The 15661-nt window shown below is 44.3% G+C and carries 19 protein-coding genes; 6 read left to right on the forward strand and 13 right to left on the reverse strand.

Translation table 11 applies throughout. From position 1 onward, the window contains the following. Positions 1 to 249: 249 nt before the first annotated feature. From mltC to mutY, 3 genes are all read right to left on the reverse strand, one after another. Entirely contained in the window at positions 250 to 1323 is a 1074-nt protein-coding gene (mltC, locus tag GKR71_RS17300) for a membrane-bound lytic murein transglycosylase MltC (protein WP_154634634.1), read from the reverse strand. 123 nt (positions 1324 to 1446) lie between these two features. Next, positions 1447 to 1716, reverse strand: coding sequence for an oxidative damage protection protein (locus tag GKR71_RS17305; protein ID WP_006657365.1), 270 nt, complete (start codon positions 1714 to 1716; stop codon positions 1447 to 1449). Next, positions 1713 to 2780: an A/G-specific adenine glycosylase gene (gene mutY, locus GKR71_RS17310; RefSeq protein WP_154634635.1), complete on the reverse strand. Its 1068-nt coding sequence runs from the start codon at positions 2778 to 2780 to the stop codon at positions 1713 to 1715. The genes GKR71_RS17305 and mutY overlap by 4 nt, the downstream gene beginning before the upstream one ends. A gap of 237 nt (positions 2781 to 3017) precedes the next feature. Between mutY and trmB the strand changes: the two genes are divergently transcribed. The 5 genes from trmB to GKR71_RS17335 all read left to right on the forward strand — a co-directional run bounded on the left by trmB (position 3018) and on the right by GKR71_RS17335 (position 7032). Continuing rightward, entirely contained in the window at positions 3018 to 3734 is a 717-nt protein-coding gene (gene trmB / locus GKR71_RS17315) for a tRNA (guanosine(46)-N7)-methyltransferase TrmB (protein ID WP_108479449.1), read from the forward strand. Positions 3735 to 3736: 2 nt separating this feature from the next. Beyond that, on the forward strand, positions 3737 to 4066 hold the full coding sequence (locus GKR71_RS17320; protein ID WP_036954142.1) for a YggL family protein: 330 nt from the start codon (positions 3737 to 3739) through the stop codon (positions 4064 to 4066). A gap of 36 nt (positions 4067 to 4102) precedes the next feature. Continuing rightward, a complete protein-coding gene (glsB, locus tag GKR71_RS17325; protein ID WP_410431244.1) occupies positions 4103 to 5071 on the forward strand; it encodes a glutaminase B in 969 nt (322 codons plus the stop codon). Between the two features lie 42 nt (positions 5072 to 5113). After that, positions 5114 to 5845 (forward strand): DUF2884 domain-containing protein, encoded by a 732-nt coding sequence (locus GKR71_RS17330; RefSeq protein ID WP_036954148.1) that lies wholly within the window; start codon positions 5114 to 5116, stop codon positions 5843 to 5845. Positions 5846 to 6081: 236 nt separating this feature from the next. Next, a complete protein-coding gene (locus tag GKR71_RS17335; RefSeq protein ID WP_154634636.1) occupies positions 6082 to 7032 on the forward strand; it encodes a siderophore ABC transporter substrate-binding protein in 951 nt (316 codons plus the stop codon). 82 nt (positions 7033 to 7114) lie between these two features. Here the strand turns inward: GKR71_RS17335 and hemW are convergent, their stop codons facing one another. From hemW to rsmE, 9 genes are all read right to left on the reverse strand, one after another. Beyond that, on the reverse strand, positions 7115 to 8254 hold the full coding sequence (gene hemW, locus GKR71_RS17340) for a radical SAM family heme chaperone HemW (protein WP_036954150.1): 1140 nt from the start codon (positions 8252 to 8254) through the stop codon (positions 7115 to 7117). Next, positions 8247 to 8840, reverse strand: coding sequence for an XTP/dITP diphosphatase (locus tag GKR71_RS17345; RefSeq protein WP_036954156.1), 594 nt, complete (start codon positions 8838 to 8840; stop codon positions 8247 to 8249). The genes hemW and GKR71_RS17345 overlap by 8 nt, the downstream gene beginning before the upstream one ends. A gap of 15 nt (positions 8841 to 8855) precedes the next feature. Continuing rightward, the gene (locus tag GKR71_RS17350) at positions 8856 to 9440 is read right to left on the reverse strand and encodes a YggT family protein (RefSeq protein ID WP_036954157.1); all 585 of its coding nucleotides are present in this window, start codon (positions 9438 to 9440) and stop codon (positions 8856 to 8858) included. A gap of 21 nt (positions 9441 to 9461) precedes the next feature. Then, positions 9462 to 10283: a pyrroline-5-carboxylate reductase gene (proC, locus tag GKR71_RS17355; RefSeq protein ID WP_036954159.1), complete on the reverse strand. Its 822-nt coding sequence runs from the start codon at positions 10281 to 10283 to the stop codon at positions 9462 to 9464. A gap of 16 nt (positions 10284 to 10299) precedes the next feature. After that, positions 10300 to 10992 carry a YggS family pyridoxal phosphate-dependent enzyme gene (locus GKR71_RS17360; RefSeq protein ID WP_036954160.1) on the reverse strand — a complete coding sequence of 231 codons (693 nt, stop codon included), beginning with the start codon at positions 10990 to 10992 and terminating at the stop codon, positions 10300 to 10302. Between the two features lie 128 nt (positions 10993 to 11120). Then, a complete protein-coding gene (gene ruvX / locus GKR71_RS17365) occupies positions 11121 to 11540 on the reverse strand; it encodes a Holliday junction resolvase RuvX (RefSeq protein ID WP_036954161.1) in 420 nt (139 codons plus the stop codon). Further along, the gene (locus tag GKR71_RS17370; protein WP_108479443.1) at positions 11540 to 12103 is read right to left on the reverse strand and encodes a YqgE/AlgH family protein; all 564 of its coding nucleotides are present in this window, start codon (positions 12101 to 12103) and stop codon (positions 11540 to 11542) included. The genes ruvX and GKR71_RS17370 overlap by 1 nt, the downstream gene beginning before the upstream one ends. Before the next feature lie 142 nt (positions 12104 to 12245). Then, positions 12246 to 13193, reverse strand: coding sequence for a glutathione synthase (gene gshB, locus GKR71_RS17375; protein ID WP_036954166.1), 948 nt, complete (start codon positions 13191 to 13193; stop codon positions 12246 to 12248). Positions 13194 to 13202: 9 nt separating this feature from the next. Further along, positions 13203 to 13934, reverse strand: a complete 732-nt coding sequence (gene rsmE, locus GKR71_RS17380) for a 16S rRNA (uracil(1498)-N(3))-methyltransferase (protein ID WP_036954167.1) — start codon at positions 13932 to 13934, stop codon at positions 13203 to 13205. 277 nt (positions 13935 to 14211) lie between these two features. On the opposite strand from rsmE, the gene GKR71_RS17385 reads away from it, so the two are divergent. Then, entirely contained in the window at positions 14212 to 14889 is a 678-nt protein-coding gene (locus GKR71_RS17385) for a prepilin peptidase (RefSeq protein WP_154600398.1), read from the forward strand. Here the strand turns inward: GKR71_RS17385 and GKR71_RS17390 are convergent. Next, a complete protein-coding gene (locus GKR71_RS17390; protein ID WP_154634637.1) occupies positions 14882 to 15526 on the reverse strand; it encodes a DsbA family protein in 645 nt (214 codons plus the stop codon). The two genes, GKR71_RS17385 and GKR71_RS17390, sit on opposite strands and share 8 nt — an antisense overlap. Between the last annotated feature and the right edge of the window lie 135 nt (positions 15527 to 15661).

Below are 15661 nucleotides of genomic sequence, written 5' to 3' on the forward strand. Positions count from 1 at the left end.
TCGAACCAAGGACACGGGGATTTTCAATCCCCTGCTCTACCGACTGAGCTATCCGGGCAACGGAGCGTATTAAACCTGATTTAAGAGAGTGAGTCAAGGCGGTTTCTAAAAACTTTTGATTGAATGCGTTTTTTTTCAGCGTTTCAATTAATTTTTAAGCAAATCAATGCAAAAACTCACAAAAGGTGAAAAAAAATGCCAACAACCGTGATGGTTTACTGGCATTTTTATCGCTATTTTAAGGATTTATTAGCGTAGATATTTTTTCTGCGCTTTATTCACTTTAATAAGATAATTACGAGATTCCGCCGCAGGGTGCTTGGTGGAAAGCGTTTCGTAAACTTCCCCCGGCTCGAGATTGTTAATACGCTGAGCCGCTTGTTTCTTATCATTGTGGAATACGCGTAGCACGCTGCCTGCGCCGCCGTTATAAGCCGTAATGACCGCATAGCGACGTGAAGTTGGGTTGCTGATATCGCCTAAATAACTATTTTGTAAGATAGCTAAGTATGCTGTACCCGTATCAATGTTTTGCTCTGGGTCAAACAGATAACTGCGGCTTGGTACCCCAGACTTACCTTGAGAGCGGAACACATCTTTACCGGCCGTGTTTGGCATAATTTGCATCAAGCCTAGCGCATCAGAACGGCTAACCGCGTATGGGTTGAAGCTCGATTCAATTTGCATAATAGCCAGAATTAATGATTCATCCACGCCGTATTTTGCGGAGGATTTCTTAATATAAGGCAGATATTTATGGGCGCGTTTATCTAAGTGGTTTGGTACTAATTGCATGGTCACCGACCAAACAATATTCATACCAGACTGTCTGCGCTGCATTTTATTGCTGATCAGATAATCTGCAAATTTAGTGGCTCGCCACTCCCAGCGGATCGGTTCCCCTGTATTATCCATCACCTGACCAAACAGGAACGGCTCTTTACTGTAGGGAATGTCGTTTATATCAGAATAGAGATCGATGGAATTCGGATCATCGCTCATCAATAAAGTGGTGACAATGGCTTTTTTCAGGTGTTCTGACGGTTCAACGGCGGAGATGGTCTCAACCGTGATAGTCCCTGCATCAAAGTTAATGTGGCTACGAGTACGATACTCATCAGTATATTTCACATAATCTTTTGGTCCTGCAATGAGGACTTCTTTGATCCCCCATATGTTTTCGATGTTATGAGCAAATTGCCCCATCAAAATATCAAAGCCATTAGTATCTTTGACGTAGTCGGGATTAAAGTCGGATTTCTGATTACTGGAGCAAGAGACAATCAGGGGAATCAACAATGTGAGTGCAAATAATTTTTTCATACGATCCACAATATTAATGCAAGCTAGCTACTTATTTGGTCGTTTACTCTAAAACATTCAAGTTGCAGGAGGTTAGTAAACCGAGCCATGCAACTTGAGGTTCGATAGGTATAGACCTAAAAACTATTTTTCCGGGGTATAGCCATCAATTTGAATATCGTGACCTTCAAATAAGAATTTCACCATTTCTTGTTCCAGCATTTTGCGATCGTCTGGGTTCATGGTGTTTAATTTCTTTTCATTGATCAGCATGGTCTGTTTTGTCATCCATTGACTCCATGCTTCTTTCGAAATCTCATTAAAAATACGCTTTCCTAATTCACCTGGGTAAAGCTGGAAATCTTGCCCATCAGCGTCACGTTGTAAGAAAGTGCAAAAAATGGTTCTACTCATTTATTTTTTCCTCGAATATCAGGTAGTAAGGCAAGTTGTTTTAGTAAACTTTCAACCGGAGCTGCAAGCCCAACGGTTGCGCCTAGGTGTAAGTTATACCAGAGTCCGTTGCCTTCATCCATGGCAGAGTTAAATGCCTGAATATTAACTTTTACAGGGATAATATCTAAATGGAAATGGCTAAACGTGTGGCGAAAAGCAATTAATTGTTCTGGCGTGTCATGTTGCAGACCAGAACCAGCCAGCCACTGAGCCAGTTGCTCATGGCTCTCAAACTGTGGGAATGCGAATAAGCCGCCCCAAATACCCGAAGGTGGGCGCTGTTCTAACCAGACATTATCTTGATGTTGAAGGATCAAAAACCATGCACTTTTTTCCGGAATTTTCTGCTTAGGTTTTTTCCCCGGATATTCTTGCCAAGAGTGGTTAGCATAAGCAATACAGCCGGTATTGAGTGGGCATAGCTCACATTTGGGTTTACTACGAGTACACACCATCGCCCCAAGATCCATCATGGCTTGGTTAAAATATTCCACTTCCACTTTGGGGGTGACATTGGTGCTGATTTCCCACAGGCGATTTTCTACTTCTTTTTTACCAGGCCAACCCGCGACAGCATAGCAGCGAGCAAGCACGCGTTTTACGTTACCGTCCAAAATTGGGTAATGCTGTTGTTGAGAAAGGGAGAGAATGGCGCCTGCCGTTGAACGTCCCACCCCCGGAAGCGCATTCACTTCCTCAAATGTGGTAGGAAATTGACCATTATATTGGGTGGCAATCACCTGCGCGGCTTTATGCAGATTACGCGCTCGTGCGTAATAGCCGAGTCCTGTCCATAAATGTAGAACTTCATCAAGGGGCGCATTCGCCAGCGCGGTAATATCCGCAAAGCGTTGGGTGAACTTTTCAAAATAGGGAATGACTGTGCTGACTTGGGTCTGCTGCAACATGACTTCAGAGAGCCAAACATGGTAGGAGGATTTTTCCTGCTGCCATGGCAAGGTTTTACGACCATATTTGTGATACCACTTGAGCACTGCACTTGAGAATTGTTGAGCTTCCATTATTTATAATATTTTTATCGCGATTTCAGTCATGGAGAGGATTGCAACATAGACGGTGATAGCTGTAAACCGCTTCTTGTGTAAAGTTATCCAATTATCAACTGCAAGATCCTTGAAGTTTTGCTAAACTCCCTTTCCCACCATACTTAGATATTAATTAATTAGGTATGTTTGGTTTTTTTTATACTCTTGTTGGCACATTATCTAACTGGACAACGAATTTTTTAGAACTTTATTATGATCAATAACGTTATCTCCCCCGAATATAATGAAGAAGGGCGGGTTATGCGCCGTGTCCGTAGTTTTGTCCGCCGTCAAGGGCGTCTGACAAAACGTCAGGAAGAGGCATTAGAAAGCGAATGGGCAGAAATGGGCATCGATTTTGTTAACGAACCCTTTGATTTCGCAAAACTATTTAATAATTCAAATCCAGTCACTCTGGAAATTGGATTTGGAATGGGCACCTCATTAGTGACGATGGCAGCACAAAACCCAGATCAAAACTTTCTGGGTATTGAAGTGCATGCACCGGGCGTTGGGGCTTGTTTGGCATCAGCAAAAGAAGAGAACATCACCAACCTACGCGTGATGTGCCACGATGCCATTGAAGTTTTAGACTTCATGATCCCGAACGGCAGCTTAGCAATGGTTCAGTTATTCTTCCCTGATCCTTGGCATAAAGCGAAACACAATAAACGTCGTATTGTGCAGGTGCCTTTCGCAGAAAAAATTCGCAGTAAATTAATTGATGGTGGTGTATTCCACATGGCGACAGACTGGCAACCTTATGCAGAACATATGCTTGAGGTAATGACCAGCGTGGCTGGGTATGAAAACGTATCCACGTCAGGGGACTACGTTCCTCGTCCAGAATCAAGACCAGAAACAAAGTTTGAAAAGCGCGGCCAGCGGTTAGGGCACGGTGTATGGGATTTAATGTTTAAGAGGGTTTAATCATGGCTAAACAACAACGTAGTCGCCGTTTACGTAAAAAAATGCGTTTGGACGAGTTCCAAGAATTAGGTTTTATTGTTAAGTGGAACTTTAAAGAAGGCACGCCAATCGAAGAAGTGGACAGCGTCGTTGACCAACTGATTGCTGAAGCTATCGAGCCAAACGGCCTAGCATTTGAAGCTAGCGGCTACATGAACTGGGAAGGGATTGTTTGCCTGCAGAAAATTGGTAAATGCACCGAAGAACACCGTCAAATCGTTGAAAACTGGCTAAAATCAAAAGGGATGAACGACGTTGTTGTTTCTGAACTGTTTGATGTTTGGTGGGAATAATAACTAGTTTGATTATTAATAAAGGCATCCAATTGGATGCCTTTGTTTTCTAGAGTAATCCATTCTGGAGCAAAACACTTGAGCACCCAGTTTTCTGACCAATTACTGCATGATATTTTGGAGCAAGTCCGCCCCCTGATAGGTCAAGGGAAGGTGGCTGACTACATACCGGCGCTTGGCGGTATTCCTTCACATCATTTGGGGATTGCGGTTCATACCGCAGAGGGCGATATTTTCACAGCGGGAGATGCGAGAAAACGTTTCTCAGTTCAATCCATTTCTAAGGTTCTGAGTTTAACCTTGGCAATGACGCGCTACGAAGAGCAAGAAATTTGGAGTCGTGTAGGTAAAGAGCCATCAGGGTTGCCGTTCAACTCATTGATTCAGATAGAGATGGAAAAAGGTATTCCTCGTAATCCCTTTATCAATGCTGGCGCGATTGTGATTGCCGACATGCTGCAATCTCGTTTGAGTGCACCAAAACAGCGGATGCTGGAGTTTGTCCGAAAACTTGCTTGCGAACCCGACATTAGCTACGACATCAATGTCGCTCGCTCAGAAATGGAACACGCGAGCCGTAATGCAGCTATCGCGTATTTAATGAAATCTTTTGGCAATTTTGATAATGATGTTTTAACGGTTTTAGAAACTTATTTTCATTATTGTTCTCTAAGTATGAATTGTGTCGAACTGGCTAGGTGTTTTACCTATTTAATGAATCAAGGTGAGTCGCCTTGTTCGATAGACCCAATTATCACGCCGCTACAATCTCGACAAATCAATGCGTTGATGATGACTTGTGGTATGTACGATGGTTCCGGTGAGTTTGCATTTCGTATTGGAATGCCCGGTAAATCAGGCGTCGGTGGCGGTATTGTGTGTGTGGTTCCTAACCAATTTACGGTGGCAGTATGGTCACCGGAATTAGATTCAGCAGGAAACTCTTTGGTGGGTTGTGCTGCCTTAGAGCTTTTATCTAAGCGAATTGGACGTTCTGTTTTCTAATTACCTCTCAATAAATATAGAGGTAATCGACGAGGAGATTTTATGTTACGCCGTACTTTAATTGCGTTTTCATTACTGGCCTGCGCCACTAGCCAAGCGGCGGATTACAACTGCTCGGTAACCCCTAAAGACGATATTTTTATGACGCCTGATAATGTCCAAGTCGTCGGTCGCAGTGGCGATTTAAAAATCACCCCAAATGGTGATGTCACGCTGAATGGCCAAAAAGTTGCACTGACCTCTGAGCAACAGCAGCAAGCACTGCGTTATCAATCGGCTATCCGTCAGGATTTACCGTGGATCAAAAAAGAATCTGAAGAGAAATTAGCGGCATCGCGTAAATCTCTCGATAAAGTGGTGGTTAAAGTGATTGGCAGCGATAGTAATATTCGCAACCGCCTGACTAAGCTTGAAAAAGATTTAAACGGTCAAATTAACCAAATCATTGAAACTCGTTCAAACGGCTACGCTTTCCACCATGAAGGCATCAAGAAAGTGGAAACTTCAGGGCGTGAATTAGTCAATGAAAGCTTAGGTGGGATTTTACAAGACAGTATCAATGAAATGGGGCGAAAACAGTTACTTGCTGGTGGTGATACCAACAAAATGCTGCAAGGCATGTTAGGTAGCCTTGGTGGGTTACAACAAGAAATTGATAGTGAATGGAAAAACCAAGAAAATAGCTTTCAGCAGTTTGGTCAGCAAGTCTGTTCTAAAGTCACTTCATTAGAGCAACAACGCATTAGCTTACTGAATTCAATTAACAGTAAATAATTCAGGTAGTTTGGTGAGTTTTCAACGCTATCATTGGTAATGAAAGGCAGTAATAGGGAAACTGATTACTGCCTTTTACATTAAAAGCCCCATCAAACCATACCGCCATAACTACAAACCATGACGGCATTAACATAAATAAAAACAATACTAAGAATCATTATCATTTAATTGACTTATGAGTAACTCTCCTTAGAATGCAGGTTTGGCTTAACGACTAAATGGGTGTTATTCATATGAAAAAGTTTATTCCAGCGGTACTGGTTTCCATCCTGTCATTCTCCGCGCCTTACGCACTGAGTGCTGAATCTGCTGCATTTACGCCAAACGCAATCACTGCACAAGGTGCTGAAAAAGTCACGGTTAAACACCTTTCCGGTAAAACGGAAGTGGTGAAAAAACCACAAAAAGTGGTTCTGTTTGATTTCGGTATTTATGACTCAATGCAAAAACTGGGGTTAGGGGACAAGGTTGTCGCTCTGCCGATGGGTAATGCACCTGCTTATGTAAAAGCGGGCATCCCTGCGACAGTCAAAAATGCAGGTGGCATGAAAGAGCCAAACTTAGCTGAGATCGCTGCATTGAAACCCGATTTAATCGTGATCACGGGTCGCCAAGGTAAATCTTACGATGCATTATCAAAAATTGCCCCGACACTGAATTTAGGCTCTGACAGCAAAAATTATATTGAGTCAGTGAAAGCCAACATTCGTTTAATTGGCGATTTATACGGTGACCAAAAAGCAGTGGACGAGCAACTGGCTCAATTGGATAAAACCATTGCAGAAGCCCAGAAAAAAGCGGCTGCATCCAATAAAAAAGTGCTGGTTTTACTGCACAATGACGGCAAATTAATCCCAAATAACCAAGCGGTTGTTTACGATGTGGTAAAAGCGCAACGTGCTGAATTACCTGTTCCAGCGGATGCTGATAAATCCAAACGCCGTGTGGTAGATACCAAAACTATCGCACAAGCGAACCCTGATGTGATTTTGATTGTGGATCGCAGTGAAGCGATTGGCGCAGGTAAATTGGAAAAAACGGTATTTGAAGACCAAAACATCCAAGAAACCAAAGCATATAAAGATGGCAAAATTACCTATTTGCAATCTGACCTGTGGTATCTCTCCGGTGGCGGTTTAGTCAGCCTCACTGAGCAAATCGATGCAGTCACCAAGGCACTGTAATCGATAGATTATTATTTTCGTTTATTACCTTTAGTAAAAGAAAAAGCCAGCGCAAGCTGGCTTTTTTATGGAGAAATAGAAATTATTCTTCCCCTAAAAACAGCTCTAAAAGGGAGTTTAAGAATAATTTTCCATGTTCGGTAATTTGCCATTCATCAGCGGTTTCTGAGATATAGCCTTTGGCTAAGGCTTCATCGATAGCAGGGCGAACCACAGACTCTGCCAGACCGGTATATTCAGTAAATTCACGGCGAGGCATCGCTTCAAGTAACCGGAAACGGTTCATAAAATACTCGAATGGGCGGTCTTCGTTCTCGACATTATATTGATTATCAAGATAACGACCTTCCATATAACCCCGCGGGTGCTTGGTTTTGACAGTACGTAAAATCTGCCCATCAGTTGAGGTTATTTTGCCATGTGCGCCACAGCCGATACCGAGGTAATCCCCAAACCGCCAATAGTTAAGGTTATGTTCGCACTGATAATCTGCTTTGGCATAGGCGGAAGTCTCATATTGCTGATAACCCGCCGCTGTCAGTAATTTATGCCCTTCGGTGTAGATATCCCATAGGGTATCGTCATCCGGTAAACGCGGCGGGCGAGAACCAAACTGTGTGTTCGGCTCAATGGTTAGCTGGTACCAAGAAAGATGCGGCGGAGCGAGTTCAATAGCTTGACGTAAATCCGATAGCCCTTCGTCGCGAGTTTGTGACGGTAAGCCGTGCATTAAATCCAAATTAAAGCTGCGTAGATTTAAGTTGGTGGCGAGCAGAGCCGCACGCTTGGCTTCGTTGGGACCATGAATACGCCCCAACATGATCAGTTTATCATCGCCAAAACTTTGTACGCCGATAGAAATGCGGTTGATCCCCGCAGCTTGGTAGCCTGCAAAGCGGTCAGCTTCCACGGTGCCGGGGTTGGCTTCCATGGTGACTTCCGCTTCAGGGTCTAAATTCACCCGCTGACGAACGCCATCCATCAACATCTGCATGGATTCAGCGGTTAATAAACTCGGAGTACCGCCGCCAATAAAGATGGTTTTGACAGGACGGACGCCAATCAGCGCCACGTCCTTATCAAGATCGCTAAGTAAATGTTCAACATACTCAGTTTGAGGGATTTCCCCCTTAAGAGTATGTGAGTTGAAATCACAATACGGACACTTTTGTACACACCAAGGAATGTGGATATACAGGCTTAATGGAGGAAGCTTAAGCATTTTTCAGGGCATCCAACATCATCGCAAGGGCTTTACCGCGGTGTGATACCGCCTGTTTTTCAGCTTTAGTCAATTCTGCAGACGTGCAGCCTAATTCTGGCACGTAGAAAATTGGGTCATAGCCAAAGCCACCTTGCCCCTTCGCTTCACGGGTTAATACTCCGTGCCAGCGACCATGAAACACTAACGGTGTCGGGTCTTCGGCATGACGCAGATAGACTAACACGCAGTTAAATTGCGCTTGGCGCTGCTCATCCGGCACATCTTTCATGGCATCGAGAAGCTTATCGAGGTTTTGTTGGTCAGTCGCATCTTCCCCCGCATAACGCGCAGAGTAAATCCCCGGCGCGCCGCCTAATGCATCAACAGAAATACCAGAATCATCAGCGATGGCGGGTAAGCCTGTTTGTGCCGCAGCATGGCGAGCTTTTAAAATTGCGTTCTCGATAAAGGTTAATCCGGTTTCTTCCGCGGACTCAACTCCAAGGCTGGTTTGAGCGACAATATCCATGCCAAACTCGCGAAGTAAATCCGCTAATTCATTAACTTTGCCCGGGTTACCAGTGGCTAATACAACTTTTTGCATTGTTTCTCTCTTCCCTTACATAATGCCGACGGAGAACAGCATGGCGGTTAACGCAGGGTCAATCATTAAAGAGATATCAACGCGTAAGTAGTTCAGGGCGATCAAAATAAACATCACAATCATCGCAGAGAAATCTAACCCGCCCATGGCTGGGATAATGCGACGAATCGGTGCCATTAACGGTTCAGTTAATTGGAACAGTAAATAATCGACAGGATTACGACCTTGGCTGACCCAACTTAAAATGGCGCGAATTAAAATCATCCAGAAAATCAATTTACCGATATAAGTCAGTAAGAGAATTAATCCCATTGGCAGTAAGGTTAGACCGATGGCCGGCAGCATATTGGTTGCCCACATGCCAAAGATAATGTCAGCAATTGCTAGTACAAACGCCACCAGCAGGGTTGCAGTATCAATGGAGCCAACAGATGGAATTAGGCGGCGTAAAGGCCCCACGATAGGTTGAGTGGCTTTAACTACAAACTGCGAGAATGGGTTATAGAAATCGGCGCGAACGCACTGCATCCATACTCTGAGCAGAAGCACAAAGATGTACAGTTGAATCAGGGTGGTAACAACAAAAACGATAGTCTGCATGGCTTATCCCAAAAAAATAAATTAAAAAAGTTTTTCCATTTCTTCCGCACGGTCAATCGCGCTTTGCATAGCGTTGGCGACGGTTTGCGGTAGATGACCTTGGTAAAATTGCTCTAAAGCCATTGCGGTGGTACCGCCTTTAGAGGTGACTTGCTCACGCAAGGTTGAAAATGGGGTATCTCCCTGTGATTTCGCTAATGCCACGGAGCCTTCAATGGCATTAAGAACCAGCTCGCGAGCTTGTTTTTCATCATAACCAAGCTGCTCGGCTTTTTGCTGCATGGATTCCATAAACAAGAAAAAGTAAGCGGGGGAGCTACCGGTTAACGCAATGATATTGTTGATTTCGCTCTCTTTGGTGCACCAGGTTGTTGAACCGACGCTTTCCATCAATTGCTGAGTAAATTGCTTATCATCTTCAGAAACATTCGATTGAGCAAACAAGCCACTAACGCCTTTGCCTACCAATGATGGGGTATTTGGCATAATGCGCACTAAACGCAGTGAATGGGCGAAATAGTCATTATAACGAGCAGCAGGAATACCCGCTGCGATGGTTAAAATCAGCTTGTTTTCTAAGTTTGTGAGTTTCTGTAATGGCTCACAAACCTCTTTCATCATTTGCGGTTTGACGGCAAGCACAATCACGTCTGCTTGTTGGGCGGCAGTGAAATTATCATTAGTGCTAATGATGCCGTAATCTTGCGCCATTTTATCACGGCGTACAGGGGTTGGTGAACAGACGGTGATCATCGATGCAGGATAGCCATGAGCCACAAGACCCGCAATAATGGCATTCGCCATATTTCCCGCGCCAATAAAGGCAATTTTGCGATGTTGCATGTTGTTCTCCTAAAGATTAATTATGGTACTGACGGGCGCCAAAAATTGCAGTGCCGATGCGGACAAGGGTCGACCCGCAGTGGATTGCGGCGCGCATATCGTCGGTCATTCCCATGGATAAGGTATCCACAGTCGGATAGTTAGCTTTCAACTGCTCGAATGCCTGTTCCATTTGGCGAAACGCTGCGCATTGGCGCTCATAATCGGTTTCTGGGGCTGGAATGGTCATTAACCCACGTAACACTAAATTGGGTAATTGGGCGACTTGAGCCGCAAGCTCATTTACTTCCTCAAGGGTTATTCCAGACTTGCTGTTTTCATCGCTAATATTAATTTGGATCAGCACATTCAGCGGCGCTTTATCTTGAGGGCGCTGCTCATTTATACGTTGAGCGATTTTGACGCGATCTAAAGTATGGAACCAATCAAAATGTTCTGCCACTAAGCGACTTTTATTGGACTGTAGTGGGCCAATAAAGTGCCAAACTAAGTCGGTTCTTTCTGCAAAGTGCTGGATTTTCTCCACGCCTTCTTGCACATAGTTTTCACCAAATTGGCGCTGACCCGCCTCAATGGCTTCCAGAATGGCTTCACAAGGTTTGGTTTTACTCACAGCTAACAGGGTAATATCTTGAGGGGAGCGGTGACACTCGGTTGCAGCAAGATGAATACGCTCAGTGACATCAGATAGGTTTTTTTGAATGGTCATGTTATTCAATACCGTTTTTCAGTTGCTTTCGGTGAATAGTGAGAATTAACCCTAGTGTAAAACATATTAAGGGCGAACGGCACCTTTGCAGCAACTGAATGGGGAAAATAAACGTAAAGATGTGCCTTTTAGTAATTTTGTTCAAACCAACTTTCTAAAATCACCACCGCAGAGGCAGAATCCACTTTGCCTTTACTTAGTGCGCGATAGCCACCTTGCTCAAACAGTCCCGATTTCGCTTCTACGGTAGACAACCTTTCATCATGTAGCTGAACCTGCACACCAAAGCGCCCGTGAATGCGATTGGCAAAATTACGTGCTTGGCTAGTAACGAGCTGCTCAGTGCCATCCATATTTAAAGGAAGACCAACGATCACAAGCTGCGGTTGCCACTCTTTGAGCAATTTTTCAATTTGTGACCAGTCGGGTCTGCCATCGCTGGCTTTTAATGAGGCTAACGCGCGAGCGGTACCGGTGATCTCTTGACCGACAGCGACACCAATACTTTTCGTTCCAAAATCAAACGCTAATAAAGTTCTTGCTGACATTAAGCATGCCCCGCTTGCATGGAGATATTATGAATGTCGATGCCTAAAAGGTTACCTGCGGCTTTCCAACGTTCGTTTAACGGCGTATCAAAAATCAGTTTAGGATCCGCTTTAACAGTCAACCAGCTATTTTCCATGATTTCATTTTCTAATTGCCCAGGTTCCCAACTTGAATAACCGAGCGTCACTAAAGAATTCATGGGATGCTGTTCACTGCCTAATGTTTCTAAAATATCTTTAGAGGTTGTTACCATAACATGGTCATTGAGGCGTAAACTTGCCGCATAGCCTGCAACAGGGGTATGGATAATAAACCCGTGCTCTTCAGAAACAGGTCCGCCCGCAATTACCATTTTTTCAAGGTTTCGCGTGTTGGTGTTGTCAGACACGTCAATTTCCAGCTTTTTCAGCATGGTTGCGACAGAAAAATCTTCAATAGGCTTGTTGATCACGAGGCCCATTGCGCCATTTTCATTATGTTCGCAGATATACACCACGGAATGGTCGAAATAAGGATCCGTCAGTGAAGGCATGGCAATTAAAAAATGATTCTGTAAATTCATAAATGGCAAGCTCAGGGGTTATGTTCCTATTCGTTATGATAAAGATAGCTTGTTACTGTGATGGCAAATAACACCAAAGGCAACCTCGAAAGGCTGCCTTTTAAATAATGTGTTTTTATTTACACACGATCCTTCATAAAAATTATTTTTTCAGGCGGCGCTCAATCGCATCCATCAACATACCGGTGATGGAGATATCAAATGCAGCTTCAATTTCACGGGCGCAGGTTGGGCTCGTGACGTTAATTTCAGTCAAGCGATCACCGATAATATCCAGACCCACGAAAATCAGACCTTTTTCTTTTAAGGTCGGTGCGACAGCGCGAGCAATCGCCCAGTCACTTTCTGTTAATGGACGGGCTTCACCACGGCCACCCGCTGCGAGGTTTCCACGGGTTTCCCCTTGTGCTGGAATACGCGCGAGGCAATATGGCACAGGTTCACCGTCAACCACCAGCACACGTTTGTCACCCTCTTTAATGGCAGGTAAGAAGTTTTGCGCCATGCAATAACGGGAATTGTGCTCCGTTAACGTTTCGATGATAACGCCAACGTTCGGGTCTTCTTTCTTCAAACGGAAAATAGACGCGCCGCCCATACCGTCCAGCGGTTTAAAAATCACGTCGCCGTGTTTTTTATGGAATTCACGCAGTTTTTCAGAGCTACGAGTGACTAAGGTATCTGGCGTTAACTCAGGGAACCATGCCGTAAACAGCTTCTCGTTACAGTCACGTAGGCTTTGTGGCTTGTTGACAATCAAGCTGCCCGCTTGCTCTGCGCGCTCAAGAATGTAAGTCGCGTAAATATATTCAGTATCAAATGGCGGATCTTTTCGCATTAAAATGGCATCAAGGTCGCTCAGGGCGATATCTTGTTCTGAATGGAACTCATACCATTTGGTTGGGTTCTCTTCTACCGTCACGATCTTTGTGGTCGCACGGGCTTCACCTTGGTGCAGGTACAGGTCGTTCATCTCCATATAATGGATTTCATAACCGCGGCGTGCAGCTTCCAGCATCATTGCAAAACTGGTGTCTTTCTTGATTTTAATGGATGAAATAGGATCCATTACTATGCCGAGCTTGATCATTTTATCTCCTTAACCCAAGTCACCTAAACGCACTTGTAATGCCGTTATAGCGGTTAGCGCGGTCGTTTCAGTTCGTAATACTCGTGGCCCTAACAGGATATCAGTAAATTGATAATTGGCTGTCATGGCAATTTCGTCAGCAGATAAGCCACCTTCTGGACCTATCAGTAATCTTACGTGCTTTAAATCAGTGGGGAGCGTGTTGATGCTCTCACTTGCCCGAGGGTGTAAATTAATTTTAAACGCGCCGTCATTTTCCGCACACCACGCTTCAAGGGATTGAACGGGGCGAATTTCAGGAATGCGGTTGCGACCACTTTGCTCACAGGCAGCAATGGCAATTTTTTGCCACTGCTGTAATTTTTTCTCTAAACGCTCGCCATCAAGGCGTACGCCACAACGTTCTGAAAGCAGTGGTGTGATTGTGTTAACGCCAAGTTCAACGGATTTTTGAATGGTAAATTCCATTTTTTCACCGCGGGACATCACTTGCCCAAGGTGGATATCTAATGGGGATTCACGGTCATCCAATGTGCTGTCTTGGATAGTGACAAACACATTTTTTTTCGTTGCTTCTGTAATTTCAGCGCGGAATATATGGTTGCTTCCATCAAATAATTCTAGCTGTTGTCCGGCTGTCATGCGAAGAACTCGACCCACATGGTTGGCTGCATCATCACAAAGCGAAATGGTAGTGTTAATTTGGAGTGGCTCTGGGTGATAAATGCGTGGAACGCGCATGATTTTTCCTTAGTCCAATAATTAAGATAACTGATGCAGGATATGGGGGCAGAATCTCGAAAAACAAGAGGACGGACTGAGTTTATAACTAAAAAGAGGGATTTTTTAGCTCGTCTGTGCCTTGCATTTCACACTCTCATATCCACGCTAAATTTGTCGATAAAACCGACCCAAAACCACGAAATTATAGTGTTGGTTTCTGCATTCATCGCCGTATAGTAAGCCCTGTCTTTGTCTAGTAAACCCATCTTTAGCGCTCATGGAAAAGGAGAACACCATGATTGATGCCGTAAATGGATTTTTAATACCTATGTCGTTAGTCACATTATTGTCCCTCTTGTCAGCGTGGCTGACAACTCGGTTACTAAGGGAAATTCCCGCCCGTTATTTTGATTTACCGGGTATTAGCATTTACGTCAATTGGGTATGGATAGGTTATTGGATATTGGGCGCGGGGATTGTGCTCCTTGGTTATCCACCTTCGGCTCTCGCTTTATTATTTCTGTTTTTCAACTTGGTTATTCCACTAGGTTTAATCGACTTAAAAACAGGTTATTTGCCAGATGTCCTCAATTATCCGTTATTAGTTTTTGGTCTGTTGTTTCAATGGGGAATGCCAGCGGGAAATTTGTTATCCGCTATTTATGCGCTGCTCTTCAGTTACATTGGGTTAGTGGCTATTACGACGTTAGTAGAGAAAATTCGTCGGCGACCGCAAATGGGGAGAGGGGATTTTAAGTTAATTACCGCGTGTGCGACGTGGCTCGGTCTATTCTATCTTCCCTATTTTCTGGGGCTTGCGGCGAGCTTAGGTTTACTGCATTTTCTTTGGCGCGCATGGCGAGAAAAAAAGGAACGGCGAGGCAAACAGAAATTCGTGCGGAGCATTCCGTTTGGTCCCGCCATTATTGGTAGTGCCAGTTTTTGGCTGTTGCTTAGCTGGCATCCTAATTAGCAGCTTTCACCAGTGAGTCTAAAAATTGTTGCCATTTTTCTGGCTCGCCAAGGTAGTTTTGCAGCGGTACGCGCAGCCATTTGCCTTGCTGTTCGATCAGTAGCGTTGGGAAGCCAGAAGCGCCAGATTGCCCAAGTAATTGCTTACTTTGTGCAATATGAGCGTCGGTTTCCGTTTGTGCACATTGGGCATAATCTTTTTGGAACTGGTCAATGTTTAAACCAATTTCTTGCGCCACTTCAGACAAGATTTCGGGCTGTTTAATCTGGCGCCCTGAAACGTAGTGAGCTTTCTGTAACGCTTTAAGCATTTCAACGCCTTTGCCCTGTTTTGTTGCCGCTAAAATGGCGGTTTGTGGTGGCGCAGAGTCCATTACTACATTGGATTGGTGCAGCATGGCTATGTAGTCATCACCAAAAACTTGCCCCGTCATTGCTGCAATGCGTTTATCTGATTGCAAAATATATTGACGGAATTGGTCATCAAGGTGTAGGCGTGCACTACCCGCAAGCATTCCGCCACCGTGCAATTCTAGGTGAATATTTGGGTGATTAGCAGCAATGGCAATTAACGGCGCAGCGGCATAACACCAGCCACAGTAAGGGTCATAAATATAATGTAGGGTAATTGTGTTCATGGTTTTTATTCTCTCTAATTCTTTGTTTTATCATTCTATTCGAATAGCTGAAAAGCTGGTCGTTAAAAAAACAAGCTAACGGAAAATAGCGGGTTAATCGTCGCTATCTCCGTTATTGACAGTCTTTATTTTCTA

The sequence above is a fragment of the Providencia sp. wls1922 genome, assembly GCF_009706505.1.
GTDB classification, from domain to species: domain Bacteria; phylum Pseudomonadota; class Gammaproteobacteria; order Enterobacterales; family Enterobacteriaceae; genus Providencia; species Providencia lanzhouensis.